We start from the raw sequence: 13,742 nt of genomic DNA on the forward strand, positions 1-13,742 counted from the left end.
GGGGTCCCTTTTACATGAAAAAAAAGGGTCCCGATTCCGCGGTCATTGACACCCATGCCTGGAAACTTCCCCACGACAAAGGCGCGTCAAGGCTTGCGTGGACGGCCTGTCCTTGTCGTTCTGATTGTATCGCTTGCACTGGCCGCCGTGGTTTGGGCCATTGTCGAATTTTACGGGCAGTCCATAGAGCCTGATCCAAAAGAGAGCCCAACTTATCAAGGCTGAGCGCTGCTCACCAAAAATATTCCTAGCCGAAGCCGAATGCGCTGTCTGAGCTCGGTCATGATGGAACCGCCGGCGGATTAGTCCGTTCTTTTCCGTTCCTCACAAGGAAAATGAACATGGCGCCACGCCCCGCCTGGAAAGGCTACCTGAAACTTTCGCTCGTCACATGCGCGGTCGAGTTGACCAATGTCGTGACCCATTCGGAGAAGATTTCGTTTCGCGTCCTGAACCGAAAGACCGGCAACACGGTCAAGCGGATCTATGTCGATGCCGAAACCGGCAAGCCGATCGCGGATGGCGACGAGATAAAGGGCTATGAGGTGGACGACGGCGAATTCGTCCACATCGAGGAAGACGAGATCGAAGCGGTCAAGATCGAATCCTCCAACATGATGAGCCTTGACGGGTTCGTCGACAAATCCTCCATCCAGCAGATCTATCTCGACACGCCATACTACCTCGCGCCGGCGGACAAGGTGTCCGAGGATGCCTTTGCCGTCATCCGCGAAGCGATGACTGCGAAGAAGAAGGCTGGCCTTGCGCGCATCGTCCTGTACCGGCGCGAACGCCCGGTGGTGATTGAGCCACTTGGCAAGGGCATGGTCTTGACCACTCTTCGCTACGACAGCAGCGTGCGCCAGGCGGACACGGTCTTTGATGACATCAAGCAGGTGAAGACCGACAAGGAGATGATCGATCTCGCCGAGCATATCATCGACAAGAAGGCAGCGAAGTTCGACCCGTCCGGGTTCGATGACAAATACGAGGAAGCGCTGCTCGAACTGATCCGTGCCAAGAAGGCGGGTCGCAAGGCGCCCAAGGCCAAGGCGGCATCGAAGCCGTCGAACGTGGTCAACCTTTTCGACGCGCTGAAGAAAAGCCTCGCCGCAGATGGCGGGCAGGACGAGGCTTCGGAAAAGACCGCACCGGCATCAAAGGCAAAGCCGGCCTCTTCGAAGCGAGGCGGCGCACCGAAGCGCAAGTCCGCTTGACCGATGCCGGCACTCGAGCAATACCGCGCCAAGCGCGATTTCAGGAAGACTGCCGAACCTTCGGGCACAGCGCCGCGCAAGAAGGCCTCGGCCGCAGGGCCAGGCGGCATCTTCGTCATCCACAAGCACGCGGCAACGCGGCTTCATTACGATCTTCGTCTCGAACATGACGGCGTGCTGTGGAGTTGGGCGGTCACGCGCGGCCCAAGTCTCGATCCGCACGAAAAGCGGCTGGCGGTCCATGTCGAGGACCACCCGATCGATTACGCGCCGTTCGAAGGCACCATTCCCAAGGGCGAGTATGGCGGCGGTTCGGTGATCGTCTGGGACGAAGGCACGTGGCAGCCCGAACATGACCCCGCAAAGGGTATGAGGAAAGGCCATCTTGATTTTGAACTCCATGGCCACAAGCTCAACGGCAAATGGCACCTTGTGCGGCTGAAGCCCAAGGCGGGAGAAAAGCGCGACAACTGGCTCCTGATCAAGTCCGATGATGCTGCCGCCCGTCCGGGCGAAGACATTTTGCAGGATGCGCCGCAATCGGTGAAGTCGGGCCTCACCGTCGAAGAGGTCGGAGCCGGCAAGACGGCCAAGGGCAAGAAACCGTGGGTGTGGCACTCAAACAAGCCTGCCGCCGGCAAGGCGCGCTCGGCAGCGGCAAAGAAGCTCGAGTTCATCGAGCCGCAGCTGGCGACCCTGCAACGGCAGGCGCCGTCCGGCAAGGAATGGCTGCACGAGGTAAAGTTCGACGGCTATCGCATGCAGGCCCAGATCGCCGGCACGGATGTCCGGCTTTTGACCCGCACCGGCCTCGACTGGACCGAGCGCTTTGGCGGCGGCATCGTTGCCGCACTTGGCGCCTTGAAATGCAGCGACGCCGTTCTCGACGGCGAGATCGTGGTGCTGGGAGACAACGGCGTCTCCTCCTTCTCCCTGTTGCAAGCCGATCTGTCGGCAGGGCGGGCCGACCGCTTTGTCTACTACGCCTTCGACCTGTTGCGGCTCGATGGCAACGATCTCCGCGCCGAGCCGCTGGTCGAGCGCAAGGCGGCATTGCGCGAACTTCTGGCTGGCCAGCCAGACGAATCCGCTGTGCGTTTCAGCGATCATTTCACCGAACCGGGCGGCGTCATGCTCAAGCACGCTTGCCGCATGGGTCTCGAAGGGGTCGTCTCCAAGCGCGCGGATGCTCCCTATCGAAGCGGGCGCGGCGCATCCTGGATCAAATCTAAATGCACCGAGCGGCAGGAGTTCGTCATCGGCGGCTACCTTCCTTCGGAAAAGACCGGGCGCGGCCTGCGCTCCCTGTTGGTCGGTTATCACGAAGGCGGTTCGCTGCACTACGCGGGACGTGTCGGTACAGGCTTTTCATCAAGGATCGCCGATGATTTGAAGAAGAAGCTGGATCGCCTCAAGGTCGCGAAATCGCCCTTTGATGCAGCCGTTCCACACGGCAAGGGGTTGGTGTGGGTCAAGCCTGAACTTGTCGCAGAAGTCGAGTTTCGCAGTTGGACCGGGGACCGTATAATCAGGCACGCATCCTTCCAGGGGTTGCGCGAGGACAAGCCGGCGGAGGACGTCGTGCAGGAAAAGCCGAAAGCGTCGAAGGCCACGCGGCAGGATCGACAGGCAGCGGATGCCTCAACATCCGTCAAACTCACGCATCCCGAAAAGCTGCTGTGGCCGGACGAGAAAGTGTCGAAGCAGGATCTGCTCGATCACTATGCGCTGGTGTGGCCGCGCATGAAGCAGTTTGTGGTCGAACGGCCGTTGGCTTTGGTGCGTGCGCCCGACGGCGTCGATGGCCAGCGCTTTTTCCAGAAGCACGCTTCGCCCGGCATGAGCGAACACATCTTCAAGTCGAAGGACCCCGAGGACAATGAGGAGATCCTCTTTGTCCGCGATTTCGACGGCATCGCCGCTCTGGTGCAGATCGGCGTGGTCGAAATCCACATCTGGGGCTGCAAGGTCGATGAAATCGATACGCCAGACCAGATCGTCTTCGACCTTGATCCCGATGAAGGCGTGGCCACGGATGAGGTCCGCAAGGCGGCGCTCGACATTCGCGACAAGCTTCAGGATCTGTCGCTGCCGACCTTCGTCAAGACATCGGGCGGCAAGGGCTACCATGTCGTGGTACCGCTGAAGCCGGCGGCCAAGTGGGATCAGGTCAAGGGGTTCTCCCACGACTTTGCCCGCGCCATGGAACAGGCCGAACCGGACCGCTTCACCGCCACGCTGTCGAAGAAGGCGCGCACCGGCAAGATTTTCATCGACTATCTGCGCAATGGCCGCGGCTCCACCACGGTCGCGCCCTATTCGTCGCGCGCCAGGAAGGGCGCCACCATTTCCATGCCGGTGACATGGCCCGAGATAGAGGCCGGTCTTGCTCCGAATGCCTTTCCGCTCGGCGACAAGGCGACATTGAAACGGCTGGGTGCCGACGACCCTTGGCGCGACTTCTTCACCAAGGGCAAGGCGCTCAAACAGACCTCAAGCCAGTCTTGAGCTTATTTCGGACTCGCAAGAGGAAGCTTCATAGGGACCACTTCAACAAAGAAGGATTTTACGCAGGCGTTCGTCAATAGAAAATGACCGGAGTTGGTGCCGACCGCTGTCAGGGGCAGCCACAATCAATTCGCGATGTATCGCGAACATGCGTCGCCATATACTGAAACGAAACACCTACTGAGTAATGCCGGATACCCCCGTTATCCTGCCTTCCTCCGCCCCGCCTTCGGCGATACACTAGGTTGAAGCTCGACCGTTACGATGCGCGCGGCCTCTGACATTGTGAGATCGAGCAGGGTCGGTTGCTTAAGGCGGTTCGATCCGCCGTTCCAACGCTTCTTCCACGGCTTGCCCGTTTGGGCGCGGATGTAGTCGAGACCCATTCGTAATCTCCAGAAGGAGGCTGAACGACTTGGTTTTTCCGATCCTTCGCTCAACCAGGAGCCCCTTCGCGGCGAGGCCGGAGAGGCAGTTGTTCCAGGCGGTCGGGCCAATGCTCTGATCCGGGAAGCGCGCGGCGAGTTCAGGCGCGGTGACAGCCCCGAATTCGCGGACTGCGTCGAACGTCATCCGCTGAGCCGGATCAAGGTCCCCCAGCAACCGCGCGCCGTTCACTCGTTCAGTTTCGTCGAGGTCGCAGGCCCAGATCACGTCGTTGCGGCTGCGCAAGAAGAACTCGAGCTCTTCGAGGACCGCGGGCTCCAAGTTGGCAGCGACTGGATAGACGTTGACGAGGGACAAGCGCGCATAGTCGCGGAAGCCGATGACCGCCTCGCGCAGGAAGGAGCTCGTCGCCACTGCCACGCTTTTGAAGTCGAGGAAAGTAGCTGTCGGCACGTCGACGGACGGTGTTGCGGCGTTCAACGCCGTTTGCAGTTTCCGCCCGGGTATGCCGCCGGAGAAAACGCTGCACCCATCCATCATGTTGAGCAGTTGATGCCGCAACTCACTATCCTCACTTATGTTAGGTGAGGATAGTGAGCGAGTCTTGGGCCGTCGAGGGTACGCTAGAGTGCTTCACGATTTTCCGTAGTCTCCGCACGGAGACGGTCGCGGCAGTACTTAGCAGGCAGGTGCAAGCTCGTCCTGCACCCTACCGCTCCGCCCTTTCGTGTGAGTTGCCGACGAGCTTTCCTAACATCGTCCTTGCATAAACTCTGGCACTGTTAGCGTCCGGATCAATGTTAGGAATGGACCATATTATCTCCAAGGGAGCGTTCGCCGGAGCGCTTGAACGCTATCTCGGAGACACGCTTCATTACAGCGTTCTGGTCGGGGAATTTGCGAACGCACGGCCTGCCGTCATTTCTCGAGCGAGCCTACACTTTCTACGAAGCCCCAATAGCCGGCAGGCGGTGTGTCTTTCTTGCCGCCTTAAACGATGCCGCTACCCCTTCCGCCATCGCGAAGCACATCGGTCTGGTTCGCAAATCTATTGATGCAATTGTCGTCTTCGCAGCTCCGTCGCTGAGCGCGCATAATCGCTCACGCCTCATCGGCCAAGGGGTGCCCTTCGTCGTTCCGGGCAACCAGCTTTACATCCCTGACCTCGCCATGGATCTGCGCGAACATTTCCGCGCTCCCAGGCAACGGCATGAGGACGGTCTCTCACCAGCGGCTCAGGCCGTGTTGTTCGACCATCTTTTGCGGCACGACGAGAATGCGACGACCCCGTCGCTTATTGCGGCGCGACTGCGCTACTCGGCAATGTCGATCGGTCGCGCTTTCGACGACCTGGTAGAATCGGGCGTCGCGCTTACCGAAAAGCATGGCAAGGAAAGACATATCCGGTTCAAGTCCGATGGACGCCAGCTGTTCGAGGCAGCGCGCGATCTCCTCCGCAGCCCGGTGCGCGCTGTAAAGTTCGTCCGAGGCTACCACTTCCAGGCACCGCTCAAGCAGGCTGGCCAATCGGCGCTTGCCGCGCTGACCGATCTATCTCGGCCGTTGATCGTCACCTACGCTGTCGCCGCCAGCGATTGGAAGGCGATCGCACAGGCCTCCGGCTTCGTTGAAACCAGCCGCGATCAAGCCGATCTCGCCGTCGAAACGTGGTCCTACGACCCCGCTGCATTGTCTGACACCGACACCGTGGACCCTCTGTCGCTTTACGCGCAGTTCAGCGATCACCGTGACGAACGTGTCGCCATGGCGGCGGAAAATCTTTTGGAGAACATCCCATGGTAGCCGGCATCGAGAAGTTCCAGGAGCATTTCGCCGGGCATGAGGGCCACTACGCGATCATCGGCGGTGCGGCATGCGACCTGCTGTTCGATGCCGCCGGTCTCCCATTCAGAGCGACCAAGGACATCGACATGGTGCTCTGTCTCGAGGTGGTCGACGCTGCATTTGGCGGCCTTCAAGGCGTTTCTGGATGCAGGCGGATATCAGGCGCGCGAGCGAAGCGATGGCAAGAAGGAGTTCTATCGCTTTCATAAGCCAAAGGATCAAAGCTTCCCTTTCATGATCGAGCTCTTTTCGCGCAAGCCGGGGACCCTCGATCTTTCGGAAGATGTGGGCCTGACGCCCATCCCCGTAGAAGAGGATATCGTCAGCCTTTCGGCGATTCTCTTGGATGAGAGCTATTACGACGCACTGCAGACGGCCAAACGGCAGGTGGACGGCGTCACGGTCATCGACGAAACGCTGCTCATTCCCTTCAAGGCCCGCGCCTTCCTCGATTTGACCGCACGCGCGGAAACAGGCGAAAAAATCGATGGCAAGAATATCAAAAAACATCGCAACGACGCGTTTCGATTAGGCCGTGAACTCATAAACGCTTGGCCGATAGCTCGCCACTTTCCGTTACTAGAGCCGATCTCCACAAAGTCGCCAAGCGCCGGGCGAAACACCGGAATGCGCCAAAGCGGTCACTCGGGTGGCCAGCTGGGTCAGTCGCTTCATGCCGAAGGCTTGAATGACACAAATATCCAACTATTCTGGAGTGCCGAGATTAAATGTGCCATCACCCCGCTTGGCCCCAGCGAACAAGGTGACTATCGTCGGCAGGTGGCTCTAGTGTCGGGCGAATGGAGGGGGACGCCTGATGCACTGGCTGCTCGGCTTGCTGAGTCTTGTGGCGATCGTCGTGGCCGCCCTTGTGCTGGCACTTGCCATAGGAGCGGCTCTCGATCCCACCAGCAGCAACGCCGCGACGACGGCGTCGTCGATGTGGACCACTTTCGGTCCACATTTCACAGTGCTCGCGCTTGTGGCCACACTGCTCGCTCTTGCCGGTTGGCGATGGGGCCCGCTGTGGCTGGGTCGCGTCGCGGTCTTTGTTTCCACCATGTCGCTGCTCGCATCCTCCTTCATCGTGGGCAGCATCATGGCCGCAGCCGTTTCGGGTGGAGGATCGGCCAACCCCATTGCCGGACTGGCGCTAGGCAAGATTGACGAGCCGCCTCCGGATAGGACAGTGACGATCACAACCTTCGACGGACAGAACCTCGATGCGGCGATCTATCTGCCGCCCGGGCAGGTCTTGGGCGCGCCGGTCTACGTCTATATTCACGGCGGCGGCTTCATGGTCGGCACTACTACCGAGACGGCCGCCGACCTGCGCTGGTTCGCCGATCGCGGCTGGGTGGTGGTGAGCATCGATTATCGGCTGTTCAAGCCCGACGCCCCCACCTGGGACAAGGCACCCGCCGACGTCGCCTGCGGCCTTGCCTGGGTCTATGCCAATGCGGCTGGCCTGGGCGGCGATCCAGAACGCATCGTTCTCCTCGGCGACTCTGCGGGCGGCAATCTCGCAGTGAACCTTGGCTACAGCGCCGCGCTCGGAACGGCGGCGTCGAGCTGCGGGCCGATCCCCGTGCCTAAGGCTGTCGTTGTGCAATATCCAGCGGTTGATCCTGTCGCGACATACGAGCGCGGCTTCCCTGTGCCTGGCTTCGAGCCGCAGATGCTCATGATGGGCTATATTGGCGGCACGCCTGAGGAGTTCCCCGACCGCATAAAGGCGATCAGCTCGGCCACCTACATATCTAAGAAGGCTCCACCCACCCTTGTGATCGAACCCGAAAAGGACGGCCTTGTGGTCTCCGATGGCGTCTATGGATTTGTCGACGCGGCGAGGGCTGGGGGAGTTGACATCGAAATGGTGCGCATACCCTTCGCCAATCACGTCTACAACCAGATCGCAGCCAATTCGATCGGCAACCAGGCGCGGCTCACCATCACCGAGCACTATCTGCAATCGCGCGGCCTCGCGCCGTCGTAGCGTCGGCTTCGGGTCGTATGCGAAGCACTGGGTGGCGGGATCATATCCGCTTTGACGCCGACTCCGGAAGTGTGATTCCAGCTCGCCAAAAAAATCGGAGCACGAATCATGCGGTATGAACTCAGCACCTATGAATGGAGTATCATCAGACCGATGCTCCCGAACAAGCCGCGCGGCGTTCCCCGCGTCGACGATCGCCGTATCCTCAACGGCATCTTCTGGGTCTTGCGATCAGGTGCGCCTTGGCGCGATCTGCAAGAGAGCTTCGGTCCCCACACTACCTGCTGCAATCACCTCGTTCGGTGGCGCCGCGCTGGCGTCTGGGATCAGATCATGGATACCCTCGCCAGCGCTCATGACGCGGCGGTGCAGATGATCGATACTACGGTCGTGCGCGTGCACCAGCGCGGCGCCTGTATCGCCGGTAATCGCGAGCAACATATGGGTCGTTCACGAGGCGGACTGACCAGCAAGATTCATGCGGTCGTAGACGCCGCTGGTTTGCCAACGCGCCTCGGCCTCACACTTGGTGAGGCACACGACAATCGGCTGTGTTCGCTTCTTCTGGCGGACCTGCAACCCCGAGCAACTTTACTGGCGGATCGCGGATATGACGCTGATTGGATCAGGGAGTTCGCCAGCCAGAAAGGCGCGTGGGCGAACATTCCGCCAAAACGAAATCGCAAGGAGCCGATCTGCTTCAGCCCCTACCTTACCGGGCGCGAAACTTGGTCGAGCGGTTCTTCAACAGGATCAAGCAGTGCCGCCGGATCGCCACCCGGTATGACAAGCGCGCCGCGAATTACCTTGCCTTCGTCAAGCTCGCCTCAATCCGACTATGGCTGCGCGCTTATGAGTCCACGCCCTAGGCCACACCATGAGGCCTGACACACGACCGATAGAATTCCTCGTTCGCGGACTAACGTCAAAAATCTTCTTGCCAAACCGGGGGCATCCACACACGCTCCGCCGCGATCCGTCGCGCAGACCTGAAAGCTCCGCTTCGCGAGGTCGATCGCCAAGATGTGGACTGCTGTCATCTGCCTCTCCTCCGTAAGCGCCACCATGGCGCTGAGCAGGCATCATACGCCGATGCCGGCCGGAGGAGGCATCCACCCCATCAGTTCAGGCGTCAACATGCCAACGGCATAGCTCAAGCCAACAGCGTAAGATGATCGGTGGGTAGGATTGGTGAAAGCGATAATGCCAAAGCTCATCGCAAAGAGGCCTGTGTTCACTATCAGGGCGAAAGCTGCACCATGCATTTGTCAGAGCGACCAAATAGAAGTTTTATAAGGCAACATCGTCAAGAAAGCGTTCATGCGATCTCGTTATCGGCAACAAGGCGATAGGGAACGGACGAGTCTATAACTGACTATCGCCAGTCGTCTGCCTCCAACGATCGGAACCGGGAACGCTCGACCCGACCGCCTCATCATTTGAATCGTCAGTATTCTTGGTAGTGCCAACAAGGGCCACCGCTACGGGCAGCCTCAATGCCATTCTTTTGAACAGGCCGGATAAGTCAAGCCTTGGCAAGGGCAGTCTCAATTGTCTCGACGCTGCCGCCGGTGAAGTCCTTGGCAAGGTCGCCCATCAGGTTCTTCCGGGTTACGTCATGGAAGTGGCGTCGCAACTCCCCAAGCGTCCGTGGATCTGCGATGATGAACAGCGAAATGATGTCCCCGTCCAGCATCAGCCGGTTCAGGTGTGCTGCGGCGCTCGCAGCAAAGTCGTCTTCTTCCAGTCGGCGCCGGTCGGGATTTGCGGATGTGCTGCGATGCCTGGCACCCGAGCCCTGGTTGGTTACCTGGACATCAGCCACGGCCTCCTCCACCAACTGGATGCGAGGCTCGACGCCCTTGTTGCGAAATAGGCGCAACTTCTCGCCATCCAAGACGGCAACTGTGGTGTCATTTGGCAGTATCATTTTCCCGTCCTGAGGTTTCGTGCGGCCTTTTCGTCCTTTTCCATCTATCGGCATCGGTCGGCGTAGCATTGATCCTGGTCAAGTCACCGATCGAGATTGGGCGCAGCAGGACCTCGGATCCAGTTTCCGTTATTTTCATGACGCATTCAATTTCATCAGGCTCTTGACGCGCATTTTCTTTTCGAAACCAGACAGAACCATGTCTGTTCGCGTTCGGCACTCGTCTGGTTCGCCAGTCGAGAAACCTGTTTCATTTCGGCATGGTTCACAGGCGGATTGTCTTGCGCTGAATCAAAGTCGGTCGATACCCTTGCCGTAGACTGGCGGGCTGTCCCTGCCGTTCGGGCCCCGACCCCGCAAGGAGGCCATATTGGATGACCCGTACGACGAAGCCACCCAACCTTTTTCCCTCCAGGGGATGGCCGAGGAAAAAGCGGCCCGGCTGCTGAAGGCGGAAGGTTACAACGAGCTTCCAAGACATGAGCATCGAACGGCGCTCACCATCGTGCTGGAGGTGCTACGTGAGCCAATGCTGGCGCTACTGCTCGCGGGTGGCATCATTTACTTTCTGCTGGGCGATCGCGAGGAAGCGCTTATCCTGCTCGCCTTCGCAAGTATGTCGATCATGATCACCGTGATCCAGGAAACACGCACTGAGCGCGTGCTGGAGGCGTTGCGTGACCTCACAAGTCCGCGTGCTCTGGTCATTCGAAATGGTGCCCGCCGCCGCATCCCGGGACGCGAGGTGGTGCGCGGCGATCTTGTCGTTCTCGAGGAAGGTGATCGCGTACCTGCGGACGCGACAGTTCTGCGGGGCCAGGATCTTCAAGCCGACGAGTCGCTGTTGACGGGAGAGTCGCTGCCGGTCCGCAAAACCGCGATGACTGGCACACCTGCGCCCAGTGTCAGGCCGGGGGGCGATGATCTTCCCTACGTATATTCCGGCTCGCTGATCGTGCGTGGCAGTGGTATCGCACAGGTCTTCGCCACCGGGTCGGAAAGCGAGATCGGCAAGATCGGCCAGTCGTTACATGGCATCGAGACGGAACCATCGCGCCTGCGTGCTCAAACATTGCGTCTGGTACGCCTTTCCGCCATCGGGGGAGGGCTTGTCAGCCTCGTTGTGCTGGCGCTCTACGGCATGTTGCGCGGTGGCTGGCTGGATGCGGTGCTTGCCGCCATCACCATCGGCATGGCCATGCTGCCAGAGGAATTTCCGGTCGTGCTCACCGTATTCATGGCCATGGGCGCGTGGCGGATTTCGCGCGCCCGCGTTCTGACGCGCCGGGCGGCGGCCATAGAGACGTTAGGTTCGGCGACGGTGCTGTGCACCGACAAGACGGGCACGCTCACCGAGAACCGCATGTCGGTCGCCGAGTTGCGCCCAATGGAAGGCAACGAGCTAGGCTGCCACGAGGTCTCTGATGCGTCGATGGCGGAAGACGCACGGACCTTGGCTTTCTACGGGTTACTGGCCAGCGCGCCTCAGCCGTTCGACCCGATGGAAAAGGCCTTTCACGACCTCCGGAGGGAGCGAATCTCGGACATCACGACGGCTGGTCGGACGTTGGTACGAAGCTATGGGCTGAGGCCGGAATTCCTCGCCGTCACAAATGTCTGGCGCGATGATGTGGCGAAGGCGGAATACACCGTCGCCACAAAGGGCGCACCCGAGACAATCGTCGAGCTCTGCAGACTTGGGAGGGCAGAGCTTGCCTTGGTCAGTCGGGCAGTGGACGCGATGGCGCAAGAAGGGCTCCGGGTTCTGGGCGTGGCAAAAGCAACCCATCAAGGCGAAGCCTTTCCCGACACGCCGAACGGCTTCGCATTTGCATTCCTCGGCCTTGTCGGTCTGGCCGACCCCTTGCGGCAGAGCGTGCCGCAGGCCGTCAGCGACTGCCGCTGCGCGGGTATCCGCGTCGTCATGATCACCGGCGACTATCCCGCGACGGCTCTTGCTATCGCCCACCGCGCCGGCCTGGCCGAAGGTGTGGCAGCAATAACCGGCGAGATGATGGAGAAGCTCGGTGACGAAGAGTTGCAGGAACGTACCCGGAGCGCGACGGTGTTCGCCCGGATCATGCCGGAACAGAAGCTTCGCATCGTGCAGGCACTGAAAGCGGATAACGAAATCGTTGCAATGACCGGAGACGGCGTCAACGATGCGCCGTCGCTGAAGACCGCGCATATCGGCATCGCCATGGGCGGCCGTGGCACGGACGTTGCGCGCGAAGCTTCGTCCATCGTCCTGCTCGACGACGATTTCCGCTCAATCGTGTCGGCTATCCGGCTCGGGCGGCGCATCTACGACAATATCCGCAAGGCGATGGGTTTCATCTTCGCCGTACACGTGCCGATCGCGGGCCTGGCCTTGCTGCCGCTGGCTTTCGGTCTTCCCATCATCTTCAGTCCGATTCACATCGCCTTCCTCGAGTTGGCTATCGACCCGGTCTGCACTCTGGTCTTCGAGGCGGAAAGCGAAGAAGAAGATGTCATGCGCCGTCCGCCGCGGCCGCCGTCGGAGCCGTTGTTCTCCTGGCCATTGATCTTCTGGAGCGTCCTGCAGGGTACGCTGGTATTGGCGCTGACAGGCGCGATCTTCATCTACGGCCTTCGGCGCGGCATGCCGGCAGACGAGGTGAGGGCACTTACCTTCGCCGCCTTGGTTTTCTGTGTGGCCAGCCTTGTCCTCGTCAACCGCTCCTTCAGTTCGTCGCTCGTCGTGGCGATCCGAAGGCCCAATCCTACGCTCGCGTGGATTTTTGCCGCAGTCGCCGTCATTCTCCTGCTCGCCCTGCTGGAGCCGTCCGTGCGGAGCCTGTTCAGGTTCGGGCCATTACACCGGGACGCCATCGGCCTCATGTTGGCTGCGGCCGCAGCCACCCTGATCGTCCTCGAATTCGCCAAGACAATCTGGCGCGACCGACTCAGGTTCTGAACATGCTCTGTCTTGTCTCAGGCTGCCTCGAGTTCATCTCTGGCAGTATGCGAGTGCCCCGGTGAGAGCCTGACATATGCCTTGATCGGCAGGTGATCGGATGCCAGACGTGCCAGCGGCGTGTCGTGAGCCATGATGGGCGAGAGGAGGTCCTTGCGGTTTGCGATCATTCGATCGAGTGCCAGGAGAGGCAATCGGGAGGGGAAACTGGGAACGGCCGCCGGCAGTGGACCGAATGCGGCGTCGAATGTGTGGAGCGCGGAACGTCCGTTGAGTCGCCATTCGTTGAGATCGCCCATCAGCAATGCTGGAACCTCGTCATGGGCGTTCATGATTTCCTGTATCAACCGAGCCTGATGGGTGCGAGAACGGCGAAGAAGCCCGAAATGCGCCGCGATGATCGTGACGGCGCCGCCGGCTTCCAGTTCGAGTTCAGCGACGATCGCGCCTCGCGGCTCCAGCCCCGGAAGGGAGAGCTGATGAACGTCGCGGACGACGCCACGTCTGAAAAGCAGAACGTTCCCATGCCAGCCATGTGTTAGCATGTTTCCTGATACAGGCACGAGCGCGAGACCAGTTTCGCGCTCGATACGGGCGAGGTCGAGCAAGCCCTCCCGGTTACCGAAGCGCCTCTCGGCCTCCTGCAGGGCTATGACGTCGGCATCTATTTCGTGAATGACCCTGAAGGTTCGCTCGGGGTCGAACCTTCCGTCGGCGCCGACGCATTTGTGGACGTTGTAGGACGCCACCAGCATGCCCGGCTCGCCCATGCCCGCCGCGGTCGGCGATTGTCCGGCGCGCTGCCGACGCATTCGAAGCTGTTCGAGGACCCTCGCGGGGCCGAACCTGTGCATGATCGGTTTCGTCTCCTTGTCGATCCTGCGCCTGAATCTCATGGCTTGCCTTTGTATCTGGGTATCG

10 protein-coding genes are annotated in these 13,742 nt (G+C 60.3%); 6 read left to right on the forward strand and 4 right to left on the reverse strand.

All coding sequences use genetic code 11. The annotated features are described in order from the left end of the window. Positions 1-341: 341 nt before the first annotated feature. Together ku and ligD are read left to right on the forward strand one after the other, a co-directional pair. Positions 342-1,217: a non-homologous end joining protein Ku gene (gene ku / locus ACODTY_RS18735; RefSeq protein ID WP_488995721.1), complete on the forward strand. Its 876-nt coding sequence runs from the start codon at positions 342-344 to the stop codon at positions 1,215-1,217. A gap of 3 nt (positions 1,218-1,220) precedes the next feature. After that, positions 1,221-3,725 (forward strand): DNA ligase D, encoded by a 2,505-nt coding sequence (ligD, locus tag ACODTY_RS18740; protein WP_488995722.1) that lies wholly within the window; start codon positions 1,221-1,223, stop codon positions 3,723-3,725. Positions 3,726-4,034: 309 nt separating this feature from the next. Here ligD and ACODTY_RS18745 read toward each other — a convergent pair whose 3' ends face one another. Continuing rightward, positions 4,035-4,673: a hypothetical protein gene (locus tag ACODTY_RS18745; RefSeq protein ID WP_488995723.1), complete on the reverse strand. Its 639-nt coding sequence runs from the start codon at positions 4,671-4,673 to the stop codon at positions 4,035-4,037. A 285-nt stretch (positions 4,674-4,958) separates the two neighbouring features. Here ACODTY_RS18745 and ACODTY_RS18750 point away from each other — a divergent pair, with 285 nt between their 5' ends. After that, positions 4,959-5,915: a hypothetical protein gene (locus tag ACODTY_RS18750; RefSeq protein ID WP_488995724.1), complete on the forward strand. Its 957-nt coding sequence runs from the start codon at positions 4,959-4,961 to the stop codon at positions 5,913-5,915. Between the two features lie 105 nt (positions 5,916-6,020). Here the strand turns inward: ACODTY_RS18750 and ACODTY_RS18755 are convergent, their stop codons facing one another. Continuing rightward, a complete protein-coding gene (locus tag ACODTY_RS18755; RefSeq protein WP_488995725.1) occupies positions 6,021-6,467 on the reverse strand; it encodes a hypothetical protein in 447 nt (148 codons plus the stop codon). Positions 6,468-6,774: 307 nt separating this feature from the next. Here ACODTY_RS18755 and ACODTY_RS18760 point away from each other — a divergent pair, with 307 nt between their 5' ends. Next, positions 6,775-7,953: an alpha/beta hydrolase fold domain-containing protein gene (locus ACODTY_RS18760; protein WP_488995726.1), complete on the forward strand. Its 1,179-nt coding sequence runs from the start codon at positions 6,775-6,777 to the stop codon at positions 7,951-7,953. A 108-nt stretch (positions 7,954-8,061) separates the two neighbouring features. Then, a protein-coding gene (locus ACODTY_RS18765) for an IS5 family transposase (RefSeq protein WP_488995727.1) occupies positions 8,062-8,822 on the forward strand; the annotation gives its coding sequence in 2 pieces (ribosomal slippage) (positions 8,062-8,665 and positions 8,665-8,822; 762 coding nt in all). Between the two features lie 656 nt (positions 8,823-9,478). Here the strand turns inward: ACODTY_RS18765 and ACODTY_RS18770 are convergent. Further along, a complete protein-coding gene (locus ACODTY_RS18770; protein ID WP_488995728.1) occupies positions 9,479-9,883 on the reverse strand; it encodes a baeRF12 domain-containing protein in 405 nt (134 codons plus the stop codon). Between the two features lie 418 nt (positions 9,884-10,301). Here ACODTY_RS18770 and ACODTY_RS18775 point away from each other — a divergent pair, with 418 nt between their 5' ends. Further along, positions 10,302-12,821 (forward strand): cation-translocating P-type ATPase, encoded by a 2,520-nt coding sequence (locus ACODTY_RS18775; RefSeq protein ID WP_488995780.1) that lies wholly within the window; start codon positions 10,302-10,304, stop codon positions 12,819-12,821. 17 nt (positions 12,822-12,838) lie between these two features. Here the strand turns inward: ACODTY_RS18775 and ACODTY_RS18780 are convergent, their stop codons facing one another. Then, on the reverse strand, positions 12,839-13,717 hold the full coding sequence (locus tag ACODTY_RS18780) for an endonuclease/exonuclease/phosphatase family protein (RefSeq protein ID WP_488995729.1): 879 nt from the start codon (positions 13,715-13,717) through the stop codon (positions 12,839-12,841). Positions 13,718-13,742 lie beyond the last annotated feature (25 nt).

The sequence above is a fragment of the Mesorhizobium sp. FG116 genome (assembly GCF_057809835.1).

What these genes read in the sequence shown, in the direction of transcription:
- ku (WP_488995721.1), top strand. Translation starts at nt 342, where the DNA reads ATGGCGCCACGCCCCGCCTGGAAAGGCTACCTGAAACTTTCGCTCGTC.
- ligD (WP_488995722.1), top strand. Translation starts at nt 1,221, where the DNA reads ATGCCGGCACTCGAGCAATACCGCGCCAAGCGCGATTTCAGGAAGACT.
- ACODTY_RS18755 (WP_488995725.1), bottom strand. Translation starts at nt 6,467, where the DNA reads ATGTTTTTTGATATTCTTGCCATCGATTTTTTCGCCTGTTTCCGCGCG.
- ACODTY_RS18760 (WP_488995726.1), top strand. Translation starts at nt 6,775, where the DNA reads ATGCACTGGCTGCTCGGCTTGCTGAGTCTTGTGGCGATCGTCGTGGCC.
- ACODTY_RS18770 (WP_488995728.1), bottom strand. Translation starts at nt 9,883, where the DNA reads ATGATACTGCCAAATGACACCACAGTTGCCGTCTTGGATGGCGAGAAG.
- ACODTY_RS18775 (WP_488995780.1), top strand. Translation starts at nt 10,302, where the DNA reads ATGGCCGAGGAAAAAGCGGCCCGGCTGCTGAAGGCGGAAGGTTACAAC.
- ACODTY_RS18780 (WP_488995729.1), bottom strand. Translation starts at nt 13,717, where the DNA reads ATGAGATTCAGGCGCAGGATCGACAAGGAGACGAAACCGATCATGCAC.